The organism is Streptomyces sp. NPDC005303 (assembly GCF_040607335.1).
Lineage (GTDB): Bacteria > Actinomycetota > Actinomycetes > Streptomycetales > Streptomycetaceae > Streptomyces.
Genome location: NZ_JBEXGM010000021.1, coordinates 12,617 through 36,366 on the forward strand (window position 1 = coordinate 12,617; position 23,750 = coordinate 36,366).

18 protein-coding genes are annotated in these 23,750 nt (G+C 69.9%); 12 read left to right on the forward strand and 6 right to left on the reverse strand.

The annotated features are described in order from the left end of the window. Positions 1-208: 208 nt before the first annotated feature. Both ABZT93_RS26195 and ABZT93_RS26200 read right to left on the reverse strand, forming a co-directional pair. Positions 209-865 carry an MBL fold metallo-hydrolase gene (locus ABZT93_RS26195; RefSeq protein WP_356108933.1) on the reverse strand — a complete coding sequence of 219 codons (657 nt, stop codon included), beginning with the start codon at positions 863-865 and terminating at the stop codon, positions 209-211. Between the two features lie 9 nt (positions 866-874). Next, positions 875-1,561, reverse strand: coding sequence for a maleylpyruvate isomerase family mycothiol-dependent enzyme (locus ABZT93_RS26200; protein ID WP_356108936.1), 687 nt, complete (start codon positions 1,559-1,561; stop codon positions 875-877). 228 nt (positions 1,562-1,789) lie between these two features. On the opposite strand from ABZT93_RS26200, the gene uvrA reads away from it, so the two are divergent. Further along, a complete protein-coding gene (uvrA, locus tag ABZT93_RS26205; RefSeq protein ID WP_356108939.1) occupies positions 1,790-4,855 on the forward strand; it encodes an excinuclease ABC subunit UvrA in 3,066 nt (1,021 codons plus the stop codon). Between the two features lie 66 nt (positions 4,856-4,921). Here uvrA and ABZT93_RS26210 read toward each other — a convergent pair whose 3' ends face one another. The 4 genes from ABZT93_RS26210 to ABZT93_RS26225 all read right to left on the reverse strand — a co-directional run bounded on the left by ABZT93_RS26210 (position 4,922) and on the right by ABZT93_RS26225 (position 8,489). Next, complete coding sequence (locus ABZT93_RS26210; protein WP_356108942.1) at positions 4,922-5,833, reverse strand: carbohydrate kinase; 912 nt, start codon at positions 5,831-5,833, stop codon at positions 4,922-4,924. A 74-nt stretch (positions 5,834-5,907) separates the two neighbouring features. Beyond that, entirely contained in the window at positions 5,908-6,978 is a 1,071-nt protein-coding gene (locus ABZT93_RS26215; RefSeq protein WP_356108945.1) for a LacI family DNA-binding transcriptional regulator, read from the reverse strand. Between the two features lie 176 nt (positions 6,979-7,154). Further along, entirely contained in the window at positions 7,155-8,111 is a 957-nt protein-coding gene (locus tag ABZT93_RS26220; protein ID WP_356108948.1) for a hypothetical protein, read from the reverse strand. Positions 8,112-8,321: 210 nt separating this feature from the next. Further along, the gene (locus ABZT93_RS26225) at positions 8,322-8,489 is read right to left on the reverse strand and encodes a hypothetical protein (RefSeq protein ID WP_356108951.1); all 168 of its coding nucleotides are present in this window, start codon (positions 8,487-8,489) and stop codon (positions 8,322-8,324) included. Positions 8,490-9,349: 860 nt separating this feature from the next. Here ABZT93_RS26225 and uvrC point away from each other — a divergent pair. The 11 genes from uvrC to pgi all read left to right on the forward strand — a co-directional run bounded on the left by uvrC (position 9,350) and on the right by pgi (position 23,678). Next, positions 9,350-11,473, forward strand: coding sequence for an excinuclease ABC subunit UvrC (uvrC, locus tag ABZT93_RS26230; RefSeq protein ID WP_356108954.1), 2,124 nt, complete (start codon positions 9,350-9,352; stop codon positions 11,471-11,473). Then, positions 11,470-12,429 (forward strand): RNase adapter RapZ, encoded by a 960-nt coding sequence (gene rapZ / locus ABZT93_RS26235; protein WP_356108957.1) that lies wholly within the window; start codon positions 11,470-11,472, stop codon positions 12,427-12,429. The genes uvrC and rapZ overlap by 4 nt, the downstream gene beginning before the upstream one ends. Beyond that, positions 12,426-13,493 (forward strand): uridine diphosphate-N-acetylglucosamine-binding protein YvcK, encoded by a 1,068-nt coding sequence (gene yvcK / locus ABZT93_RS26240; RefSeq protein WP_356108960.1) that lies wholly within the window; start codon positions 12,426-12,428, stop codon positions 13,491-13,493. Before rapZ ends, yvcK begins: the two co-directional genes overlap by 4 nt. Further along, positions 13,484-14,473 (forward strand): DNA-binding protein WhiA, encoded by a 990-nt coding sequence (gene whiA / locus ABZT93_RS26245; RefSeq protein ID WP_007381241.1) that lies wholly within the window; start codon positions 13,484-13,486, stop codon positions 14,471-14,473. The genes yvcK and whiA overlap by 10 nt, the downstream gene beginning before the upstream one ends. 146 nt (positions 14,474-14,619) lie before the next feature. Further along, the gene (locus ABZT93_RS26250) at positions 14,620-17,571 is read left to right on the forward strand and encodes a M14 family zinc carboxypeptidase (protein ID WP_356108963.1); all 2,952 of its coding nucleotides are present in this window, start codon (positions 14,620-14,622) and stop codon (positions 17,569-17,571) included. A 213-nt stretch (positions 17,572-17,784) separates the two neighbouring features. Next, positions 17,785-18,792: a type I glyceraldehyde-3-phosphate dehydrogenase gene (gene gap, locus ABZT93_RS26255; RefSeq protein ID WP_031057642.1), complete on the forward strand. Its 1,008-nt coding sequence runs from the start codon at positions 17,785-17,787 to the stop codon at positions 18,790-18,792. 124 nt (positions 18,793-18,916) lie between these two features. After that, positions 18,917-20,128, forward strand: a complete 1,212-nt coding sequence (locus ABZT93_RS26260) for a phosphoglycerate kinase (protein WP_356108966.1) — start codon at positions 18,917-18,919, stop codon at positions 20,126-20,128. Between the two features lie 6 nt (positions 20,129-20,134). Continuing rightward, on the forward strand, positions 20,135-20,911 hold the full coding sequence (tpiA, locus tag ABZT93_RS26265) for a triose-phosphate isomerase (RefSeq protein ID WP_356108969.1): 777 nt from the start codon (positions 20,135-20,137) through the stop codon (positions 20,909-20,911). 103 nt (positions 20,912-21,014) lie between these two features. Continuing rightward, positions 21,015-21,245 (forward strand): preprotein translocase subunit SecG, encoded by a 231-nt coding sequence (secG, locus tag ABZT93_RS26270; RefSeq protein ID WP_037708349.1) that lies wholly within the window; start codon positions 21,015-21,017, stop codon positions 21,243-21,245. Between the two features lie 214 nt (positions 21,246-21,459). Further along, complete coding sequence (locus ABZT93_RS26275) at positions 21,460-21,795, forward strand: RNA polymerase-binding protein RbpA (protein WP_003957010.1); 336 nt, start codon at positions 21,460-21,462, stop codon at positions 21,793-21,795. A gap of 227 nt (positions 21,796-22,022) precedes the next feature. Continuing rightward, positions 22,023-23,678: a glucose-6-phosphate isomerase gene (gene pgi / locus ABZT93_RS26280; RefSeq protein ID WP_356108971.1), complete on the forward strand. Its 1,656-nt coding sequence runs from the start codon at positions 22,023-22,025 to the stop codon at positions 23,676-23,678. The last annotated feature ends 72 nt before the right edge of the window (positions 23,679-23,750 follow it).

Consider the following 23,750-nt stretch of genomic DNA (forward strand, 5'->3'; position numbering starts at 1 on the left):
CTTTTCGGACAGAATGCCGGGGCCGCCGGTCGAGGGCGGGGATGAAAGACCGGCGGCCCTTACCGCGCAGGAGCCGTCATCCTGTGCGGGGCTGCTCCCAGTTGACTGCGCAACCATGTGCGCCGGGAGCGCGCGCGTGACACCGGCGTGTGTGAAGACTTCACACGGGGCGCGCGACGGGTAACGCGCGGGGCGCGCGCCCCAGGGTTCACCACCCCCGTGCGCGCCACTCCGGTAGGTGCGGGCGCTCCGCGCCCAGCGTCGTGTCGTTGCCGTGCCCCGGGTACACCCAGGTCTCGTCCGGCAGCGCATCGAAGATCTTCGTCTCGACATCGTGGATCAGACTCGCGAACGCCGCGGGATCCTTGCGGGTGTTGCCCACGCCTCCCGGGAACAGGCAGTCCCCGGTGAACACATGGGGATGCCCGTGCGGGTCGTCGTAGACGAGGGCGATCGAGCCGGGAGTGTGGCCGACCAGGTGGCGCGCGGTCAGCTCGACCTGTCCCACCCGGATGACGTCGCCGTCGTCGACCGGCACGTCGGTGGGCACGGGGATGCCGTCGGCGTCGTCCCGGCCGGCGTAGGTACGCGCGTGCGTGGCCGTGACGACCGCGGCGAGCGCCTGCCAGTGGTCGCCGTGCTGGTGCGTGGTGACGACGGACGCGATGCCGTCGTCACCGATCATGCCCAGCAGGGTGTCCGCCTCGTTGGCGGCGTCGATCAGCAGTTGCTCGTCGGTGGCCCGGCAGCGCAGCAGATAGGCGTTGTTGTCCATCGGGCCGACCGCGATCTTGGTGATCATCAGGTCCTTGAGCTCGTGCACGTCGGCGGGCCCGCCGACCGTCACCTGTCCGCTGTACGTCATGGCGGCAGCCTATAGCGGGGGCAGCGAGGGGAGAGCGCCTCTGTGGACCGTCAGTGCCGAGCCGTCGCGGCGGCCGGCGAGCCAGCCGAGCAGGTCGGCCTGGCGGCCGGTGACGACGAGTGCGGGTTCCCCGTGGCCGCCCGTCGGGATCCGGCGGCCGTCGTCCTCCTCGATCACGAGGGCGGGTACGTCGGGATGACCCCGGAACCGTTCCGTCAGGAAGTTGATCTCGCGCTGGGTGAACTCTTCCGGGAGGTCCTCCAGCTCGTACCCGATCCCGAGGTCCACATGGTGCAGCTCCACCTCGGCCCATCGCCGGAACGGCACCCGGGACGCCGTGTCGGTGACCCCGTTGCGCAGCTCGACCGTGCGCGACCAGTCCGCCGGTACGGCCCCCTGCTCCTGGAAGCGGGCGGCGCTCTCGCGGAGGTCGGCGAGCTGGACGTGGAGGGGGCGCGGGGCGTCACGCTCGATGTCGGCGTCGCGCGCGTCCCCGGACGGATACATGGGCCGGCCGCGCAGAACGTTCACCAGGGCGTCGGCGTTGCGGGAGAGGTGCGCGAGGACATGACCGCGGCTCCAGCCCGGCAGCCGTGACGACTTGGTCACGGCCGCGTTGTCCATCCGGGCGGCTGCGGTCAGCAGCCGCTCGGTCGCACCACGTACAGACTCCAGGTCATGAGCGTGATCAATCATGCTGCTGACCCTAGCCTCGCCACACCTTTGGGTGAAGGTGGTGAAGCAGTGCCGTAAATCGAATGCGCGTGCTATATGGTCGGGTGCGGCGTCGGGCATGCTGGAAGGCCGGGGATTGTTATGCATCCGGGAATCCGACCGGCGTTGTCAGTGGCTCCCCCTAGTCTGAGAAAGCACGGGGGCCCCGCCCCTGTCACTCCTCTCAAGCCAAGAAAGGTGCGGACCGGCGTGGCCGACCGTCTCATCGTCCGTGGCGCGCGCGAGCACAACCTGAAGAACGTCTCGCTCGACCTGCCTCGCGACTCGCTCATCGTCTTCACGGGCCTGTCCGGGTCGGGCAAGTCCTCCCTGGCCTTCGACACCATCTTCGCCGAGGGCCAGCGGCGCTACGTGGAGTCGCTCTCCTCGTACGCCCGCCAGTTCCTCGGCCAGATGGACAAGCCCGACGTCGACTTCATCGAGGGCCTCTCGCCCGCGGTCTCCATCGACCAGAAGTCGACCTCGCGCAACCCGCGCTCGACGGTCGGCACCATCACCGAGGTCTACGACTACCTGCGTCTGCTCTTCGCGCGCATCGGCAAGCCGCACTGCCCCGAGTGCGGCCGCCCCATCTCGCGCCAGTCGCCGCAGGCCATCGTCGACCGGGTCCTGGAGCTGCCGGAGGGGAGCCGCTTCCAGGTGCTCTCGCCGCTGGTGCGCGAGCGCAAGGGAGAGTTCGTCGACCTCTTCGCGGACCTCCAGACCAAGGGTTACAGCCGCGCGCGCGTGGACGGCGAGACCATCCAGCTCTCCAACCCGCCCACGCTGAAGAAGCAGGAGAAGCACACCATCGAGGTGGTCATCGACCGCCTCACGGTGAAGGACTCCGCCAAGCGCCGTCTCACCGACTCCGTGGAGACGGCCCTGGGGCTCTCCGGCGGCATGGTCGTGCTCGACTTCGTCGACCTCCCCGAGGACGACCCCGAGCGCGAGCGCATGTTCTCGGAGCATCTGTACTGCACGTACGACGACCTGTCCTTCGAGGAGCTGGAGCCCCGCTCCTTCTCCTTCAACTCGCCCTTCGGCGCCTGCCCCGAGTGCACCGGCATCGGCACGCGCATGGAGGTCGACCCGGAGCTGATCGTCCCGGACGAGGACAAGTCCCTCGACGAGGGCGCCATCCACCCCTGGTCGCACGGGCACACCAAGGACTACTTCGGCCGTCTGATCGGCGCCCTCGCTGACGCGCTCGGATTCCGGACGGACATTCCCTTCGCCGGGCTGCCCCAGCGCGCCAAGAAGGCCCTGCTGTACGGCCACAAGACGCAGATCGAGGTCCGCTACCGCAACCGATACGGCCGCGAGCGGGTCTACACGACCCCCTTCGAAGGCGCCGTTCCCTTCGTCAAGCGCCGGCACAGCGAGTCCGAGAGCGACGCCAGCCGTGAGCGCTTCGAGGGCTACATGCGCGAGGTGCCCTGCCCCACCTGTGAGGGCACCCGCCTCAAGCCGCTCGTCCTCGCGGTCACCGTCATGGGCAAGTCGATCGCCGAGGTCTCCGGCATGTCCATCAGCGACTGCGCGGACTTCCTGGGCGAGCTGAAGCTCAGCGCCCGTGACAAGAAGATCGCCGAGCGCGTGCTCAAGGAGGTCAACGAACGGCTGAAGTTCCTGGTCGACGTCGGCCTGGACTACCTCTCGCTGAACCGCGCGGCGGGCACCCTCTCCGGCGGCGAGGCCCAGCGCATCCGCCTGGCCACCCAGATCGGCTCCGGACTCGTCGGCGTCCTGTACGTCCTCGACGAGCCGTCCATCGGTCTGCACCAGCGCGACAACCACCGGCTGATCGAGACCCTGGTCCGGCTGCGCGACATGGGCAACACGCTCATCGTCGTCGAGCACGACGAGGACACCATCAAGGTCGCCGACTGGATCGTCGACATCGGCCCCGGCGCGGGCGAGCACGGCGGCAAGGTCGTGCACAGCGGTTCCCTGAAGGAGCTGCTCGTCAACGCCGAGTCGGAGACGGGCCAGTACCTGTCGGGCAAGAAGGCCATCCCGCTGCCCCACATCCGCCGCCCCCTCGATCCGTCCCGGCAGCTCACGGTGCACGGGGCCCGTGAGAACAACCTCCAGGACATCGACGTGTCCTTCCCGCTGGGCGTGTTCACCGCGGTCACCGGTGTCTCGGGCTCCGGAAAGTCGACCCTGGTCAACGACATCCTGTACACGCACCTGGCGCGCGAGCTCAACGGCGCGAGGAGTGTCCCTGGTCGGCACACGCGCGTGGACGGCGACGACCTGGTCGACAAGGTCGTCCACGTCGACCAGTCGCCCATCGGTCGCACCCCGCGATCGAACCCGGCGACGTACACGGGCGTCTTCGACCACGTCCGCAAGCTGTTCGCCGAGACCACCGAGGCGAAGGTCCGCGGCTACATGCCCGGCCGCTTCTCCTTCAACGTCAAGGGTGGCCGCTGCGAGAACTGCGCGGGCGACGGCACCATCAAGATCGAGATGAACTTCCTCCCGGACGTGTACGTCCCGTGCGAGGTCTGCCACGGCGCCCGCTACAACCGGGAGACCCTGGAGGTCCACTACAAGGGCAAGTCCATCGCCGACGTCCTGAACATGCCGATCGAGGAGGCGACGGAGTTCTTCGACGCCGTCCCCGCGATCGCCCGCCACCTCAACACCCTCAAGGACGTCGGTCTCGGCTACGTCCGGCTGGGCCAGGCCGCGACCACCCTGTCCGGCGGCGAGGCTCAGCGCGTGAAGCTCGCCAGCGAGCTTCAGAAGCGGTCCACCGGACGTACGGTCTACGTCCTGGACGAGCCGACCACCGGTCTGCACTTCGAGGACATCAGCAAGCTGCTGAAGGTCCTGTCAGGCCTGGTCGACAAGGGCAACACCGTCATCGTCATCGAGCACAACCTCGATGTGATCAAGACGGCCGACTGGGTGGTCGACATGGGTCCCGAGGGCGGCGCGGGCGGTGGCCTCGTGGTCGCCGAGGGCACCCCGGAGGAGGTCGCCGGAGTCCCGGCCAGCCACACCGGCAAGTTCCTCAGGGAGATCCTCGGCGCCGACCGGATCAGCGACGGGACCTCGGTGAAGGCCCCGCGCAAGGCACCGGCCAGGAAGACGGCCGCGGCGAAGAAGACGGTCGCCGCCAAGTCCCCGGCGAAGAGGACGGCGACGGCCAGGACGGCGGCCACCAAGAAGGCCACCACCGGCACCGCGGCGAAGAAGACCGCCGAAGCCACCACGAAGGCCACGCCGGCCAAGAAGACGACCCGGGCCCGCAAGGCCTGATCCGGAACGACTGACAGAGCGGTGGCCCGCGGGAACGCCCGCGGGGCACCGCTCTGTCAATGTCCCCTACAGCTCGCCCAGTTCGGACGCGTACGGCGGCTGCGCCCCGGCTCGTGAGCAGGTGATCGCCGCCGCGCGTGCCGCGAACCGCAGCAGTCGGGTCCAGTCCTCGACGCCCAGGCCGGCGAGCGCCTCCGGGGACAGCGCGTCGAGGGTGGCCAGACCGTGCAGCAGGGCCGCGTTCACCGTGTCGCCCGCGCCGATCGTGTCCACGACGTCGACCTTCTCGCCGGGCACCGGCAGCACTGCCCCGTCCCGGGTGAACACGGTCAGCCCGTCACCGCCCTGGGTGACCACGACGGCCGAGGGCCCCGCGGCCAGCCACTCGCGCGGGGTGCCGCCCAGCCACAGTGCGTCCTCCTCGGAGAGCTTGAGCAGCGACACCGACGGCAGCCAGCTCTTGAAGCGGGCCCGGTAGGCGTCCGCGTCCGGGATCAGCCCCGCCCGGATGTTCGGGTCGAGCGCGGTGAACACCCCCTGCGCGGCCGAGGTCCGCAGCAGCTCCTCGTAGGCGCTCGCCCCCGGTTCCAGGACGAGCGAGCAGGTGCCGAAGGACACCGCGCGCGTGCCGGCGGGGAGTTCGGCGGGGGCGGCGAACAGGCGGTCGGCGGTGCCGTCGACGTAGAAGGAGTAGGCGGCCGAGCCGTTGGAATCGATGGTGGCTACGGCGAGCGTGGTGGGTTCCGCGCCGCGCTGCACGGCGGACACGTCCACCCCGGCCTCCCGCAGCCCGTCCAGCAAAGCCTCGCCGAAGGCGTCGAGGGAGGTACGGGAGCAGAAGGCGGTGGGGGAGCCGAGTCGGCCGAGGGCCACGGCGGTGTTGTAGGGGCCGCCGCCGAGCGCGGGCTTGAGACCCGCGAGGGCACCCCTGCCCTGCGGTACCAGATCGATCAGGGCCTCACCGGCGACGACGATCACGAATCGGTTCCTTTCTCGGACTGCGAGGACTGCGAGGACTGCGAGGACTGCGAGGACTGCGAGGACTGCGAGGGTTATGAGGGGTGAGAGGGCCGTGAGGGCTGTGCAGCACGCGACGACTGCTCCCCGGCGTCGGGGCACCCGCACGACGTGCGATGCACGAACGTGCAGTCGAGGCGCACGGTCCGGGCGGGCCGGTCGGGTGCGTCGAGGCGTTCCAGGAGCACACGGACCGCCTGCGCGCCGAGCTCCCTGCTGGGCTGGGCGATCGCGGTGAGCCGGGGGGAGAACAGGTCGGCCCAGGCGAAGTCGTCGAAGCAGCACAGGGCGAGGTCGTCGGGTACCGAAAGGCCATGCTCGCGGAGGGCGCGCAGGGTGCCGATGGTCATCGCGTTGTTGGCGGTCACGAGGGCGGTGGGCGGCGCGGGGCGGGAGAGCAGGGCGGTCGTGGCGCGTTCGGCTCCGGCGGACTCGGAGTCGCCGTGGACGACGAGGTGGTCGTCGTAGGGGAGACCGGCGTCCGTCAGGCCCTGTCGGTATCCGGAGATCCGCTCGGCGGTGGTGCTCAGCCCGGGCAGGCCGGCCACCAGGCCGATGCGCCGGTGACCGAGTCCCGCGAGATGGGTGACCAGTCGGGCCATCGGACCGGTGTTCTCGGCGCAGACCTGGTCGAAGGGCTGCGGGCCGCCCCCGGGGACGGTGACCAGCCGGTCGAGGAACACCGTCGGGACCTGGTGGCGTCCGAGGTAGGAGACGAGCTCGCGCGGGTCCGCCGAGGGCGCGACGATCATGCCGTCCACGCGCCTCTCGTGCAGCAGCTGGGCGACCTTGCGCTCGTGGTCGGGGTTGTCGTGCGGATCGGCGATGAGCAGGCTGTAGCCGTGTTCCAGCGCCCCCGCCTCGACGCCCTGGAGGATCTCCGTGAAGTACGGATTGCTGATCGCCGACACCGCGAGCCCGATGGAGCGGGTGCGGGAGGTCACCAGGGAGCGGGCCAGGGTGTTGGGGGTGTAGCCGAGTTCGTCGACGGCGTCCAGCACGGCCTGGCGGGTGTGGGGCAGGACCGGCCGGGTGCCGTTGAGGACATGCGAGACGGTCGCCACGGACACCCCCGCGCTGCGGGCCACGTCGGCCATGGTCGGCATCGAGTCCCCTTCCGGACGGTGTCCACAGGCCGACGGAACGGCGGCCCACGGCCCGGAAGGTATCCCATCCAGCGACGCACGTAAACGCTTGCGCAAGCGTTTACGTGCCGTAGGCGACCTCGCACGTTGCCGTACGCGACTCGCACGTTGCCGCAGGCGACCTCACACCACCCCGCTCACTCCCAGTCCCACCCGATCCCCACCACCCCCGACCGCACCCGCGGCTCGACCAGGTGGACCGAATGGTGGCGGCCGGTGAGGGACAGTTCCTGCCGGCCGCTGCGGGGCGCCGCCGGGGAGTGCTGGGCGAAGCGGTGGCACCGCAGCGGCAGGGCGTTCTCGTCGAACCGGACCTGGAGCGCGTACTGCCCGCCGGGCGCGCCGAAGCCCCGGACGTACTCGCGGGACACCCCGGCCGTGCCGTCCTCGACGCAGTAGCGGAACAGGAAGGTGTCCCCGGCCCGCAGCCGGGCGTCGAGGAGCAGCTCGGCCACGAGCACCCCGGTGTCATGATGCGAACGGACGCGCCCCGTACGGCAGTTCTCCAGGGCGTGCACGGTCATGAGCTCCGGCACGCACCCCGGGTCGCCGTGGTGGACGACGATGAAGCGGTCGACGCCCTCGCGGTGGGCGCGCACGATGTGGTGCGACTCGCGGTTGCGCAGCTCGCGGCGCGCCCCGATGTGTATGCGTTCGTGGTGGCCGAGGGTGTGCAGCCCGTCGTCGGGCGGTGAGTCCAGCTCGCCCAGCAGTTGCCCGAGGACGTCCGAGGCCGCGAGGAGGGAGCGGTAGGAGCGGGCCGCGGGCCGTTCGGCGGGCGACCGGTCGTCGTCCTCGGCCAGCAGCCGGATCAGCGACTCCTCCGGCAGCTGGAGGATCTCCTCCAGGGCCCGTACGGCCCGCAGCGACTCGGGACGCTGCGGGCGCCGGGCGCCCTGCTGCCAGTAACTCAGGCTGGTGACGCCGACCTTGACCCCGTAGCGCGACAGATGGTGCTGGACACGCTGGAGCGGCAGCCCCCGCGCGGCGATCGCCGCGCGCAGCGCGACATGGAAGGGGCCGCCTCGCAGGGCCGAGTCCAGTTCCCCGTCGGCGACGCTCACGTCGTCCGCGTGCTGTGTGGCGTGCGGCATGGAGGGCCTTTCTGTACAGGTCCGGGCGGCTGGTCAGGCCGTTCGTGAGGGTGCGTCGGGGCCGTCCGTGGCAGTGCCGGGGGAGGCTTCACATCCGTACGCCGTCGTTCCCGGCCCCGAGTTCCCCCGCATTGAAGCGTGTTGACCAAGTCCCGACAACACCTGTCGCCGAACGGTGGTGCACTCCCGGCCGGTCGGTGGCCCGCCCGCTCAGGTGGCGGGGGCCCCTTCGCCGCCGTCCAGCAGCGCCCTGATCGCCTGCGCGGACAGCGCCGACTTGGGCAGGAACCCGCGCGCCGGGCTGCTCGCGATCAGTTCCTCGAAGTCCTCCCACGCGTGCGTGGAGATCAAGAATTCCGGTGCCGGGGTGGCGCTCACGGATCGTGCGAAGCAGCCTTGAGGCCCTCGGTCGCGTGGTCCGGGGGCATCCTTATGTCGACGATGGCCAGTTCGGGGCCGGGTCCTGGTGGTGCTGACGTTCCTGGAGTCGCGTTGGGGCCCGCTCTCCGGAGGCAGTGGTCAGAACGCGGCGACCGGACCGGTGGCCCGTTCACGGCGGGCCAAGGGCGCGCGGCACCGGAAGTGAGCCGTGACGTGCCACGGTGATGCGGGTGAGGCAGTAGGTCACCGCGTCGGCGGCCGGCGGGCACCGAAGGCGTCGGTGCCGCCAGACCGACGGCCGGGTCGTCGAGGTGGACCACGAATTCCACGCACACGAGGGGGTGAGCAGGCACTGGTCGAGCTCCAGTACGTGGGCGGACGCCCCGGCGGGCCGGTAGCGGTATGTCAGGCCGCCGCGCAGCCGGCCGCACGCGAGCGGCGTCGAACGCCTCGGCCAGGACGTCAGGTCCTTGGGCCGCCTCCTGCTCGCCCACCCCACGAACCCGTGGCGGCACCGCGTCGTCCCGGTGCGGCGCCGGGCCGGCACCCGCTAGGGCATGCGCGGCCGCGTCAACAGGAGGCCGGACCGCAGGGGTGGCTCGGCGAGCTGCCCCCCGCGGCCCGGCCTCAAGGGGCGGCTCGGCGAGCCGGCGATCCACGTTGCGGACCGCTCGGGCCGGATGCCCGGCCGCCAGGCCAACGACCCGAAACCGGTCCGGCGCGCCCGGCCGCTCCCACGCGCCGCCGGCGATCATCACGGCCCCTGTGTCAGGTCCCGCACATGATCCGCCGGACGGTCCCCGGCCGTTGTCCACAGGCTCACCGGACTGTCAGCACTCGCCAGTAGGGTGTGAGACATGGCCGACCCCTCCAGCTACCGCCCCAAACCAGGGGAGATCCCGGACACTCCCGGGGTGTACAGGTTCCGCGACGAGCACCGCCGGGTGATCTACGTCGGAAAGGCGAAGAGCCTGCGCCAGCGCCTGGCGAACTACTTCCAGGACCTGGCGAGCCTGCACCCCCGCACCCGCACGATGGTGACCACGGCGGCGTCCGTGGAGTGGACGGTGGTGTCCACGGAGGTCGAGGCCCTGCAGCTGGAGTACTCCTGGATCAAGGAGTTCGACCCCCGGTTCAACGTCAAGTACCGCGACGACAAGAGCTACCCGTACCTCGCGGTGACGATGAACGAAGAGTTCCCGCGCGTGCAGGTGATGCGCGGCCACAAACGCAAGGGCGTGAGGTACTTCGGGCCGTACGGACACGCGTGGGCGATCCGCGACACCGTCGACCTCCTCCTGCGCGTTTTCCCCGTCCGCACCTGCTCCGCCGGCGTCTTCAAGAACGCCGCCCGCACCGGCCGCCCCTGTCTCCTCGGTTACATCGGCAAGTGCTCGGCGCCCTGCGTGGACCGCGTCTCGGCCGACGAACACCGTGATCTGGCCGAGGAGTTCTGCGACTTCATGGCCGGCCGCACCGGCACCTACATCCGCCGTCTGGAGAAGCAGATGACGGACGCGGCCGAGGAGATGGAGTACGAGCGGGCGGCTCGCCTGCGCGACGACATAGGGGCCCTGAAGAAGGCCATGGAGAAGAGTGCCGTCGTGCTCGCCGACGCGACCGACGCCGACCTGATCGCGGTCGCCGAGGACGAGCTGGAGGCCGCCGTCCAGATCTTCCACGTGCGCGGCGGACGCGTGCGCGGCCAGCGCGGCTGGGTCACCGACAAGGTCGAGGAGATCACCACCGGTGCCCTCGTCGAGCACGCCCTCCAGCAGCTCTACGGCGAGGAGAGGGGCGACTCCGTCCCCAAGGAGGTCCTCGCCACGGCCCTGCCCGAGCTGGTCGAGCCGGTCCAGGAGTGGCTCGCCGAGCGCCGCGGTTCGGGTGTCTCGCTGCGCATCCCGCAGCGCGGCGACAAGAAGGCCCTGATGGAGACCGTGCAGCGCAACGCGCAGCAGGCCCTCGTCCTGCACAAGACCAAGCGCGCCTCCGACCTCACCACGCGCTCGCGTGCCTTGGAGGAGATCGCCGAGGCCCTCGACCTGGACAGCGCCCCCCTGCGGATCGAGTGCTACGACATCTCCCACCTCCAGGGCGACGACGTGGTCGCGTCCATGGTCGTCTTCGAGGACGGGCTTCAGCGCAAGAGCGAGTACCGCCGCTTCCAGATCAAGGGCTTCGCCGGACAGGACGACGTCCGGTCCATGCACGAGGTGATCTCCCGCCGGTTCAAGCGGTACCTCGCCGAGAAGGAGAAGACCGGCGAGTGGGTGGACGACACCTCGGACGACGCCTCCCCGGCCGACCTCAAGGACGCCTCCGGCAACGACGTCCCGGCCGTCTCCGCAACCGGCCCCCAGGCCACTCCCGAGTACGGCCTCAAGGACGACGACGGCCGCCCCAAGAAGTTCGCCTACCCGCCCCAGCTCGTCGTCGTCGACGGCGGACAGCCCCAGGTCGCCGCCGCCAAGAGGGCGCTGGACGAACTCGGTATCGACGACATCGCCGTCTGCGGCCTCGCCAAGCGGCTGGAGGAGGTCTGGCTGCCGGAGGAGGACGACCCGGTCGTGCTGCCCCGCACCAGCGAAGGCCTGTACCTTCTCCAGCGGGTCCGTGACGAGGCCCACCGCTTCGCGATCACCTACCAGCGCACCAAGCGGAGCCAGCGCTTCCGGTCGAGCCCGCTCGACGACGTCCCCGGCCTCGGGGACACGCGCAAGCAGGCCCTGCTGAAACATTTCGGGTCCTTGAAGAAACTACGATCCGCCACCATCGACCAGATCTGCGAGGTCCCCGGCATAGGCCGCAAGACGGCCGAGACGATCGCCGTGGCCCTCGCCCAGGCGGCCCCGGCCGCGCCCGCCGTGAACACGGCGACTGGAGAGATCATGGAAGAGGAGGAACCCGGCACCACGGGTTCCGGTGGGGACCCCGTGACGGCGGGTGCCCCGGACGAACGACGGGGGCAGGAGACATGAATGTGAACGAGCACCAAGAACAACAGGACCAGGGCGGAGCCGACGCGGAGGTGAGTACGGGCTCGACCCTCGACGCGGGCGGAGTCCCGGAGGCGGCCATCCCCGAACTGGTGATCATCTCCGGCATGTCGGGCGCAGGCCGCTCCACCGCCGCGAAGTGCCTGGAGGACCTCGGCTGGTTCGTCGTGGACAACCTCCCGCCCGCGCTGATCCCCACCATGGTGGAGCTCGGCGCCCGCTCCCAGGGCAATGTCGCCCGGATCGCGGTGGTCGTCGACGTCCGCGGCCGGCGCTTCTTCGACAACCTCCGCGAGTCCCTCGCCGACCTGGAGGCCAAGCACGTCACCCGGCGGATCGTCTTCCTGGAGTCCTCCGACGACGCCCTGGTGCGCCGCTTCGAGTCCGTGCGCCGCCCGCACCCCCTCCAGGGCGACGGGCGCATCGTCGACGGCATCGACGCCGAGCGCGAGCTCCTGCGCGAGCTGCGCGGCGACGCCGACCTGGTCATCGACACCTCCAGCCTCAACGTGCACGAGCTGCGCGCCAAGATGGATGCCCAGTTCGCCGGTGAGGAGGAACCCGAGCTCAGGGCGACCGTCATGTCCTTCGGCTTCAAGTACGGCCTCCCGGTCGACGCCGACCTGGTCGCGGACATGCGGTTCCTGCCCAACCCGCACTGGGTCCCGGAGCTGCGCCCCTTCACCGGCCTCAACGAGGAGGTGTCGGCGTACGTCTTCAACCAGCCCGGCGCCAAGGAGTTCCTCGACCGCTACGCCGAGCTGCTGCGCCTCATCGCGGCCGGCTACCGCCGCGAGGGCAAGCGGTACGTGACCATTGCCATCGGCTGCACCGGCGGCAAGCACCGCTCGGTCGCCACGTCGGAGAAGCTCGCCGCGCGTCTCGCGGCCGAGGGTGTGGAGACGGTGGTCGTACACCGGGACATGGGACGGGAATGACCGCACGTAGTCCGCGGCTGAGCAGGCTGCGCAGGGTCGTCCCCGAAGGGCGGGCGGCCCGGCCCGTGGAGACCCGCGGGGCAAGACCCCGTCGGCGGGGCGCCCAGCCCAAGGTAGTCGCGCTCGGCGGCGGCATGGGCCTGTCCGCCTCGCTCGCCGCACTGCGCCGGATCACCGGCGACCTCACCGCCGTCGTCACCGTGGCCGACGACGGCGGCTCCAGCGGGCGCCTGCGCGACGAGCTGGGCGTCCTGCCGCCCGGCGACCTGCGCAAGGCGCTGGCCGCGCTGTGCGGCGACGACGACTGGGGCCAGACCTGGGCCCGGGTCATCCAGCACCGCTTCCAGTCCAAGGGCGACCTGCACGAACACGCGGTCGGCAATCTGCTGATCGTCGCCCTGTGGGAGCAGCTCGGCGACCACGTCCAAGCCCTCGACCTGGTCGGCAGACTCCTCGGCGCACACGGGCGCGTGCTGCCGATGTCCGCCGTGCCCCTGGAGCTCCAGGCTCTGGTCAAGGGGCACGACCCGGAGCGGCCCGAGGCCGTGGACACCGTACGGGGCCAGGCGACCGTGGCCCTGACCCCGGGCGAGGTGCAGTCGGTGCACGTGGTGCCGCACGACCCGCCCGCGGTCCCCGAGGCGGTCGAGGCCGTCCGGGACGCGGACTGGGTGGTCCTCGGCCCGGGCTCGTGGTTCTCCTCGGTCATCCCGCACCTGCTGGTGCCCGAACTTCTGGACGCGCTCACCCAGACGAAGGCGCGCCGGGTACTCTCCCTGAACCTCGCACCGCAGCCGGGAGAAACCGATGGCTTCTCCCCGCAGCGTCATTTGGAGGTTTTGGGACGACACGCCCCTAAACTCGCCCTGGACGTGGTGCTGGCAGACCAGGCCGCCGTGCCCGACCGCGATTCCCTGACCGATGCCGCCAAGCGGTTCGGCGCCGCGGTCGAGCTGGCGCCGGTGGCCCGGCCCGACGGGACCCCGAGGCACGACCCGGAGCTGTTGGCCGCCGCGTACGACCGTATTTTTCGGATGCATGGAAGGATCGGCCCATGGCGATGACGGCAGCGGTGAAGGACGAGATCTCCCGGCTCCCCGTCACCCGGACCTGCTGCAGAAAGGCGGAGGTCTCCGCCGTCCTGCGGTTCGCCGGCGGCCTCCACCTGGTGAGCGGGCGCATTGTGATCGAGGCGGAGCTGGACACCGCGATGGCGGCCCGCAGACTCAAGCGGGACATCCTGGAGATCTTCGGCCACAGCTCCGAACTGATCGTGATGGCACCGGGCGGACTGCGCCGCGGTTCGCGTTACGTCGTCCGGGTCGTCGCCGGAGGTGACCAGCTGGCCCGGCAGACCGGCCTGGTGGACGGCCGGGGCCGCCCGATCCGGGGACTGCCCCCGCAGGTCGTCTCCGGTGCCACCTGCGACGCCGAGGCGGCCTGGCGCGGAGCGTTCCTGGCGCACGGCTCGCTCACCGAGCCCGGCCGCTCCTCATCCCTGGAGGTGACCTGCCCGGGCCCGGAGGCCGCGCTCGCGCTGGTCGGTGCCGCCCGCCGCCTGTCGATCGCCGCCAAGGCCCGTGAGGTCCGTGGCGTGGACCGCGTGGTCGTCCGCGACGGTGACGCGATCGGCGCCCTGCTCACCCGGCTGGGGGCCCACGAGTCGGTGCTCGCCTGGGAGGAGCGCCGGATGCGCCGCGAGGTGCGGGCCACGGCCAACCGGCTCGCCAACTTCGACGACGCCAACCTCCGCCGCTCCGCGCGCGCGGCCGTCGCCGCCGGAGCCCGGGTGCAGCGGGCCCTGGAGATCCTCGCCGACGACGTGCCCGAGCACCTCGCGGCCGCCGGACGGCTGCGCATGGAGCACAAGCAGGCATCCCTGGAGGAACTGGGCGCGCTCGCCGACCCGCCGCTGACCAAGGACGCCGTCGCCGGCCGTATCCGGCGCCTGCTGGCCATGGCCGACAAGCGTGCCTCCGACCTCGGCATCCCGGGCACCGAGTCCAGCATCACCGAGGAGATGGCCGACAACCTGGTCGGCTGAGCCTCCTTCACCTCGCCGGTGCCGACGCCCACTTGGGTCGTCGGCACCGGCGTTTGCGTATCCGTGAGGCGCCCTTGACTGGATCATGAACTGTCATGAGCCTGGCATCTGTTCGCTGCTGTGGCGGACCACCGCAAGGGGGGCTCATGAGACGAAGAGCGAGACCGATCCTCGCTGTTGGCGCACTTCTGCTCGGCGGCGCGGGCATCGCACCCGTCGCCCATGCCGCGCAGAGCGCAGGTTCTCCTGATCCGAACGAAGTCAAGGTCTTCCGCGCCGAGGTCACCAGCGGGCAGGTACCCCTGCTGCTGGCGGCCGGGCAGGACGGCCACGAACTGAGCGAGCAGGTGCCCGCGAAGGGCACCGCGACCGTCGAGGTCTACCTGACCGACCAGGAGGCCCAGAAGCTCGAGAAACAGGGCGTCGAGCTCACCGAGCACGCCCTGACCGCCAAGGCCGAGGCCCGCGTGGACAAGGCGGCCGAGGGCGTGTTCCGGCCGTACAGCGGAAGCGGCGGCCTCCAGGAGGAGATCCTCGCGACCGCCCGGGCCAACCCCGGCCTCACCAAGGTCGTCTCCATCGGCAAGACCGTGAACGGCAAGGACATCCTCGCGCTCAAACTGACCAAGAACGCGAAGAAGTCCAAGGACGGCGCCAAACCCTCCGTCCTCTACATGTCCAACCAGCACGCGCGCGAGTGGATCACGCCGGAGATGACCAGGCGGCTGCTCCACCACTACGTGGACGGCTACAAGACCGACAAGCGCCTCAAGAAGATCGTCGACACCACCGAGCTCTGGTTCGTCCTCTCGGCCAACCCCGACGGCTACGACTACACCTTCCAGAACGCCGACAACCGCCTGTGGCGCAAGAACCTGCGTGACAACAACGGCGACGGCACCATCGGCGTCGGCGACGGCGTCGACCTCAACCGCAATTTCTCCTACAAGTGGGGCTACGACAACGAGGGTTCGTCCCCCAACCCCACCAGCGAGACCTACCGCGGTCCGGCCCCGTCCTCCGAGCCCGAGACCAAGGCCCTGGACGCCTTCGAGAAGCGCATCGGCTTCACGTACGGCATCAACTACCACTCCGCCGCCGAACTCCTCCTCTACGGCGTCGGCTGGCAGGTGGCCACCGACACGCCCGACGACGTCATGTACAAGGCGCTCGCCGGCACCCCGGACAACTCCGCGATCCCCGGCTACCGACCGCAGGTCTCCTCGGAGCTGTACACCACCAACGGCGAGGCGGACGGCCACGCGTCGAACGTCAACGGCCTGGCGATGTTCACCCCTGAGATGTCGACCTGCCAGACCGCCTCGGGCCTCGACCCGAACGACCAGTGGAACGCGGCCGACTGCCAGTCGGTCTTCAACTTCCCGGACGACGAGAAGCTGATACAGCAGGAGTTCGAGAAGAACATCCCGTTCGCGCTCTCCGTCGCCGAGTCCGCGGCCAAGCCCGACCAGCCGAAGTCGTCGCTCGGTCTGAACGCCGCCGACTTCACCCCGAAGCCGTTCACCACGTCCTACGCGCGCGGCGCCGACCAGGAGGTCTCCGTCGTCGTGCGCAAGGCGGTGCGCGACAAGGAGCTCAAGTACCGCGTCAACGGCGGCCGTACGCACGACCGGGACCTCAGGGCCTGGAAGGGCGGTGAGACATACGGCGGTGACGACAACCTCTACTTCGACGAGTACCGGGCCAAGGTCGAGGGCGCCGACCCGGGAGACAAGGTCGAGGTCTGGTTCACCGGCCGGGCGAAGAGCGGCAAGCCCACCTCCAGCACGCACTTCACCTACACCGTGGCCGAGCGGCCGCGCGCGGACGTGCTCGTGGTCGCCGAGGAGGGCGCGACCGCCACACAGGCGCAGACGTACGTGGACGCGCTCAAGGCGGCCGGCCGGAAGGCGATCGTCTGGAACGTCGCCACCCAGGGCGCGCCCGACGCGCTCGGGGTCCTGGACCACTTCAGGTCGGTCGTCCACTACACGGGCGCGACCGTCCCGGGCAACCCCACCCAGCTCCAGCTGCGCGCCTTCCTCAACGAGGGCGGCAAGCTGATCGAGGCGGGCGAGCGGGCCGGCGGCAACGTCGACCTGGGCGGCGGCACCCTGTCGAACGACTTCAGCCAGTACTACCTGGGCGCCTACACGCGTACGACCCTGCCGGGCGCCACGGCCTTCCAGGGCACCGGCAAGCTCTCCGGGGCCTCCGGACCCCTCGCCGCCGCCCCCGGCAACCCGCTGGACGCGGCCGGTTCCTTCAGCGTCACCTCGGACAACCTGCCCGTGGCGGCCTTCCCGCAGTTCGTGAGCGCGGGAGCGGGCACATACCCCGGCACGCCCAACCCGTACGGACCGTACGAGGGCGCCTCCATGGCGGCCGTCACGCACAGCGACTACGCCTGGAACCGCCTCACCCGCACCATCGACCTCACCCAGGTCACCGCCGCGCAGGCACCCACCCTGCGCACCCGGATGCTGTGGGACACCGAGGAGGGCTACGACCACGCCGTCCTGGAGGCGCACACCGCCGGGGCCGACGACTGGACCACGCTCCCGGAGAAGAACGGCGCCACCAGCAACGCCGTGCCCGCCGAGTGCGAGGCCGGGTTCTTCATCGCGGCCCACCCCGCGCTCAAGCGGTATCTGACACAGGGCGCCGCCGGCTGCACGGCCTCCGGCACCAGCGGCCAGTGGAACAGTTTCACCGGATCGTCGGCGGGCTGGCAGGACGTCTCCTTCGACCTGTCCGCGTACGCCGGCAAGAAGGTCGAGGTGTCCTTCAGCTACATCACCGACCCCGGGTCCGGCGGTCGTGGTGTGCTCCTCGACAACACCTCCGTCGTCGTCGGCGGCCAGGCCGTGGAGACCGAGGGCTTCGAGACCTCGCTGGGCGCGTGGAGCGTGCCCGGTCCGCCCGCGGGCAGCCCCGCGGTCGTGACGGACTGGGGGCGCGCCGGAGAGCTGTTCAAGACGTACGGCGCGGTCACCACGGACGACACCGTGCTGCTGGGCTTCGGCCTGGAGCACGTCACCGCGGCGGCCGACCGCACGACCCTGATCCGCAAGGCACTCGCGGCCGTCAACGGGTGAACCAGGGATGACTCGACGTAGTCGCACCGGCTGACCGGAGCTTTCGGTCCGGGGCGGTCCGTACCCCTACTGGCGGGTACGGACCGCCCTGCCGTGTATGGGGCATCTCGATGTCACTCCGCAAGCCTCAGGGAGGTAGGGTCGGGGGTGGTCGGGGACATCCCATACAGCTCGCCGGTCTCACAACCGGCGTACCAACGAGGAGATCGGTTCGTGACGATCCGCGTAGGCATCAACGGCTTTGGCCGCATCGGTCGTAACTACTTCCGCGCGCTGCTGGAGCAGGGTGCTGACATCGAGATCGTGGCTGTCAACGACCTGGGTGACACCGCGACCACCGCGCACCTGCTGAAGTACGACACCATCCTGGGCCGCCTCAAGGCCGAGGTGTCGCACACCGCCGACACGATCACCGTCGACGGTCACACCATCAAGGTGCTGTCCGAGCGCAACCCGGCCGACATCCCGTGGGGTGAGCTGGGCGTCGACATCGTCATCGAGTCGACCGGCATCTTCACGAAGAAGGCCGACGCCGAGAAGCACATCGCCGGCGGCGCCAAGAAGGTCCTCATCTCGGCTCCGGCCAAGGACGAGGACATCACCATCGTGATGGGCGTCAACGAGAACAAGTACGACGCGGCCAACCACCACGTCATCTCGAACGCCTCCTGCACCACCAACTGTGTGGCGCCGATGGCCAAGGTTCTGGACGAGAACTTCGGCATCGTCAAGGGCCTGATGACCACGGTCCACGCCTACACGAACGACCAGCGCATCCTGGACTTCCCGCACTCCGACCTGCGCCGCGCCCGCGCCGCCGCGGAGAACATCATCCCGACCACCACGGGTGCCGCCAAGGCCACCGCGCTGGTCCTGCCGAAGCTCAAGGGCAAGCTCGACGGCATCGCGATGCGCGTCCCGGTCCCCACCGGTTCCGCCACCGACCTGGTCGTGGAGCTGGAGCGCGAGGTCACCAAGGACGAGGTCAACGCCGCGTTCAAGAAGGCCTCCGAGGGCGAGCTCCAGGGCTACCTGTCCTACACGGAGGACCCGATCGTCTCCTCCGACATCGTCGGCGACCCGTCGTCCTGCACCTTCGACTCCTCCCTGACCATGGTCCAGGAGGGCAAGTCGGTGAAGATCCTCGGCTGGTACGACAACGAGTGGGGCTACTCCAACCGCCTCGTCGACCTCACGGTCTTCGTCGGCAACCAGCTCTGATCCACAGAGCAGGCACTTGACATGAGAGCAGGGCTCGGGCGGCGCAGGGACGCGCCGTCCGGGCCCTGACTCACGTGCAGATCAGCTCTCGTACGATCAGAGCACCCTCACCAGGAGTTCTTTCATGAAGACGATCGACGAACTTCTCGCCGAAGGCGTGGACGGCAAGCGGGTCTTCGTCCGCGCCGACCTCAACGTGCCGCTCGCCGACGGCCGCATCACCGACGACGGCCGCATCCGCGCCGTGCTGCCCACCGTCAAGGCCCTCGCGGACGCGGGCGCCAAGGTGGTCGTGGCCTCGCACCTGGGCCGCCCCAAGGGCGCCCCGGACCCGGCCTTCTCCCTGCTTCCGGCCGCCGAGCGGCTCGGCGAACTCCTGGGTGCCTCCGTGGCCTTCGCCCAGGACACGGTCGGCCCCGCCGCGCACGACGCGGTGAACGGCCTGCAGCCCGGCCAGGTCGCGGTGATCGAGAACCTGCGCTTCAACGCCGGCGAGACCTCCAAGGACGACACCGAGCGCGGCGAGTTCGCCGACCAGCTCGCCGCCCTCGCGGACGTCTACGTCGGTGACGGCTTCGGCGCGGTGCACCGGGGGCACGCCTCGGTGTTCGACCTCCCGGCCCGGCTGCCGCACTACGCCGGCTACCTCATCGCCACCGAGGTCGGCGTCCTGAAGAAGCTCACCGACGAGGTCCAGCGGCCCTACGTGGTCGTGCTCGGCGGTGCCAAGGTCTCCGACAAGCTCGCCGTCATCGACCAGCTGCTCGACAAGGCCGACCGTATTCTCATCGGCGGCGGCATGGCCTTCACCTTCCTCAAGGCCAAGGGCCACGAGGTCGGAGCCTCCCTCCTCCAGGAGGACCAGATCCCCGCGGTCCTGGAGTACATCGAGCGCGCCGAGAAGACCGGCGTCGAGCTGGTCCTGCCGGTCGACGCCGTGGTCGCCCCCGCGTTCCCGGACCTGAAGACCAAGGCCCCGGCCGACGCCACCACCGTCGCCTCGGATGCCATCCCGGCCGACCGGATGGGCCTGGACATCGGCCCGGCGTCCGGCAAGCTGTACGCCTCGAAGATCACCGACGCCGCCACCGTCTTCTGGAACGGCCCGATGGGCGTCTTCGAGCACCCCGAATTCGCCGAGGGCACCAAGGCGGTCGCCCAGGCACTCCTCGACTCCCAGGCCTTCACGGTCGTCGGCGGTGGCGACTCCGCCGCGGCCGTCCGCATCCTGGGCTTCGACGAGAACGCGTTCGGACACATCTCGACCGGTGGCGGCGCCTCCCTCGAATACCTCGAGGGCAAGACGCTCCCCGGCCTCGCCGCACTGGAGGACTGACCCCGCATGACCACTCGCACGCCGATCATGGCGGGTAACTGGAAGATGAACCTCAACCACCTCGAGGCCATCGCACACGTCCAGAAGCTCGCCTTCGCCCTCGCGGACAAGGACTACGAGGCCGTCGAGGTCGCGGTCCTGCCGCCCTTCACCGACCTGCGCTCCGTGCAGACCCTGGTCGACGGCGACAAGCTCAAGATCAAGTACGGCGCCCAGGACCTCTCGGCGCACGACTCGGGCGCCTACACCGGTGAGATCTCCGGCTCGATGCTGGCCAAGCTGAAGTGCACGTACGTGGCCGTCGGTCACTCCGAGCGCCGCCAGTACCACGCCGAGACCGACGACATCGTCAACGCGAAGGTCAAGGCCGCCTACAAGCACGGCCTCACCCCGATCCTGTGCGTCGGCGAGGAACTGGACGTCCGCGAGGCGGGCAACCACGTCACCCACACCCTCGCCCAGGTCGAGGGCGGTCTCAAGGACGTGCCGGCCGAGCAGGCCGAGTCCGTCGTCATCGCCTACGAGCCCGTGTGGGCCATCGGCACCGGCAAGGTCTGCGGCGCCGAGGACGCCCAGGAGGTCTGCGCCGCCATCCGCGGCAAGATCGCCGAGCTGTACACGCAGGAGCTGGCCGACCAGGTCCGCATCCAGTACGGCGGCTCCGTCAAGGCCGGCAACGTCGCCGAGATCATGGCGCAGGCCGACATCGACGGCGCGCTGGTCGGCGGTGCCTCTCTGGATGCCGACGAGTTCGTCAAGATCGTGCGCTTCCGGGACCAGTAAGTAGGACCTGGCGGCGATACGTCGTACTCTTGCGGGGGCATGGCCCTGAAGGCCGTGCCCCCGTCGTTCATCCGAATCCGAGAGAGTTGGTCCAGCCGTGGTTTTGGGGTTCTCGATCGCCCTGATCGTCTTCAGCGGGCTGCTGATGCTGCTGGTGCTGATGCACAAGGGGAAGGGCGGCGGCCTCTCCGACATGTTCGGTGGCGGCATGCAGTCGTCCGTCGGTGGCTCCTCGGTCGCCGAGCGCAACCTCGACCGCATCACCGTGGTGATCGGTCTGCTGTGGTTCGCGTGCATTGTCGTACTCGGTCTTCTCATGAAGACGAACAGCTGAGCGGCCACGCCCCACACAGCACATACATTCCGCACGTAAGGCCCCATGTTCGGTACGCGCACCTGAGCGCGGCCTATCATGGGGCTTGCGTCTGGATGTGGGGGCGGTAACTCCAATCACTGGACGCGCGTTGGGCCTTACGTAGACTGAGGCGCTCGCAACGAAGCGACACGTCGACTCGCTTCGCGGCACCATCACGCAGGGAGTTACGACCGTGGCAAGTGGCAACGCGATCCGAGGTAGCCGGGTCGGGGCGGGGCCGATGGGCGAAGCCGAGCGGGGCGAGTCCGCGCCCCGTCTGCGCATCTCCTTCTGGTGCTCCAACGGGCACGAGACGCAGCCCAGCTTCGCCAGCGACGCGCAGGTCCCCGATACCTGGGACTGCCCCCGCTGCGGCTTTCCCGCCGGACAGGACCGGGACAACCCGCCGGACCCGCCGCGCACCGAACCGTACAAGACGCATCTCGCGTACGTACGGGAGCGGCGCAGCGACGCGGACGGCGAGGCGATCCTCGCCGAGGCGCTCGCCAAACTGCGGGGCGAGATCTAGGAGTCGAAAGCCGGCCGGGCACGAGAGGTGCCTGGCCGGAGCCGTTTCACGGCTGTGCGGCGCTCCACCCTGCCCGCAGCCTTCTTTCGTCGCCCCGCTGACACCTGCGCTTACCGCGCCCGTACCTGTTGTTGCGCCGGACGCCGCCCGCACCACGGCTCGTGTCCCGCGTTGATCAACTAGGTTGGAACAGCTGGCACAGGCACGAAAGAAGGCTGAAGTCGGACATGAACGCAGACGGCCGTACCAGGCTCAACCGGACGCCGGAGTGGACCGCGCTGGCCGAGCACCGCGAGGCGCTCGGCGAGGTGCGGTTGAGGGAGCTGTTCGCCGCCGACCCCGGGCGCGGCACCGGGTACACACTGCGGGTCGGGGACCTGTACGTCGACTACTCCAAGCACCTGGTCACCGACGAGACGCTGCGGCTGCTGCGCGAACTCGCCGCCGCGACCGACGTGTTCGGGCTCAGGGACGCCATGTTCCGCGGCGAGAGGATCAACACGACCGAGGACCGGGCCGTGCTGCACACCGCCCTGCGCGCCCCGCGCGACGCGGTGGTCGAGGTCGACGGGGAGAACGTCGTCCCGGGTGTGCACGCCGTCCTCGACAAGATGAGCGACTTCGCGAACCGGGTCCGCTCCGGCGAGTGGACCGGCCACACCGGCAAGCGCATCAAGAACGTCGTCAACATCGGCATCGGCGGCTCCGACCTGGGCCCCGCGATGGCGTACGAGGTGCTGCGCGGCTTCACCGACCGCGACCTCACCGTCCGCTTCGTGTCGAACGTCGACGGCGCCGACCTGCACGAGGCCATCCGCGACCTGGACGCCGCCGAGACGCTGTTCGTCATCGCCTCCAAGACCTTCACCACCATCGAGACGATCACCAACGCCACCTCGGCCCGTGAGTGGCTGCTCGGTGAGCTGAAGGCCGGCCAGGAAGCCGTCGCCCGGCACTTCGTCGCCCTCTCGACCAACGCCGAGAAGGTGTCGGACTTCGGCATCGACACGGCCAACATGTTCGAGTTCTGGGACTGGGTGGGCGGCCGCTACTCCTACGACTCGGCGATCGGCCTGTCCCTGATGATCGCCATCGGGCCCGACCGCTTCCGCGAGATGCTCGACGGTTTCAGGATCGTCGACGAGCACTTCCGCACCGCGCCCGCCGAGTCCAACGTGCCTCTGCTGCTCGGGCTGTTGGGCATCTGGTACGGCAACTTCCACGACGCGCAGTCGCACGCCGTGCTGCCGTACAGCCACTACCTGTCCAAATTCACCGCTTACTTGCAGCAGCTGGACATGGAGTCCAACGGCAAGTCGGTGGACCGGGACGGCAACCCGGTGGAGTGGCAGACCGGACCGGTGGTGTGGGGCACCCCCGGCACCAACGGGCAGCACGCCTACTACCAGCTCATCCACCAGGGCACGAAGCTGATCCCTGCGGACTTCATCGGCTTCGCCCGCCCGGTCGCCGAGCTCTCCGACGGGCTCAAGGCCCAGCACGACCTGCTCATGGCGAACTTCTTCGCCCAGACCCAGGCCCTGGCCTTCGGCAAGACGCCGGACGAGGTGCGGGCGGAGGGCGTGGCCGAGGAACTGGTCCCGCACAAGACGTTCCGGGGCAACCACCCGACGACCACGATCCTCGCGAAGGAGCTCACCCCGTCGGTCCTCGGCCAGCTCATCGCCCTCTACGAGCACAAGGTGTTCGTCCAGGGCGCGGTCTGGAACATCGACTCCTTCGACCAGTGGGGCGTCGAACTCGGCAAGGTCCTCGCCAAGCGGGTCGAACCGGCGCTCACCGAGGGCGCCGAGGTGCCGGGCCTGGACGCGTCCACGAAGGCCCTGGTGGCGACGTACCGGGAGCTGCGCGACAGGCAGTGAAGGGCTTCAACGGCCGGAGCCCGTACGGTACTTGACCGTACGGGCTCCGGAACCGAGCTGGTCCGCGGACGT

Excerpts from the sequence above, each read along its gene's own strand:
- ABZT93_RS26260 (WP_356108966.1), top strand. The coding sequence starts at position 18,917 with ATGAAGACGATCGACGAACTTCTCGCCGAAGGCGTGGACGGCAAGCGG.
- rapZ (WP_356108957.1), top strand. The coding sequence starts at position 11,470 with ATGAATGTGAACGAGCACCAAGAACAACAGGACCAGGGCGGAGCCGAC.
- whiA (WP_007381241.1), top strand. The coding sequence starts at position 13,484 with ATGGCGATGACGGCAGCGGTGAAGGACGAGATCTCCCGGCTCCCCGTC.
- pgi (WP_356108971.1), top strand. The coding sequence starts at position 22,023 with ATGAACGCAGACGGCCGTACCAGGCTCAACCGGACGCCGGAGTGGACC.
- uvrC (WP_356108954.1), top strand. The coding sequence starts at position 9,350 with ATGGCCGACCCCTCCAGCTACCGCCCCAAACCAGGGGAGATCCCGGAC.
- ABZT93_RS26200 (WP_356108936.1), bottom strand. The coding sequence starts at position 1,561 with ATGATTGATCACGCTCATGACCTGGAGTCTGTACGTGGTGCGACCGAG.
- ABZT93_RS26220 (WP_356108948.1), bottom strand. The coding sequence starts at position 8,111 with ATGCCGCACGCCACACAGCACGCGGACGACGTGAGCGTCGCCGACGGG.
- tpiA (WP_356108969.1), top strand. The coding sequence starts at position 20,135 with ATGACCACTCGCACGCCGATCATGGCGGGTAACTGGAAGATGAACCTC.
- ABZT93_RS26195 (WP_356108933.1), bottom strand. The coding sequence starts at position 865 with ATGACGTACAGCGGACAGGTGACGGTCGGCGGGCCCGCCGACGTGCAC.
- ABZT93_RS26215 (WP_356108945.1), bottom strand. The coding sequence starts at position 6,978 with ATGCCGACCATGGCCGACGTGGCCCGCAGCGCGGGGGTGTCCGTGGCG.
- yvcK (WP_356108960.1), top strand. The coding sequence starts at position 12,426 with ATGACCGCACGTAGTCCGCGGCTGAGCAGGCTGCGCAGGGTCGTCCCC.
- ABZT93_RS26250 (WP_356108963.1), top strand. The coding sequence starts at position 14,620 with ATGAGACGAAGAGCGAGACCGATCCTCGCTGTTGGCGCACTTCTGCTC.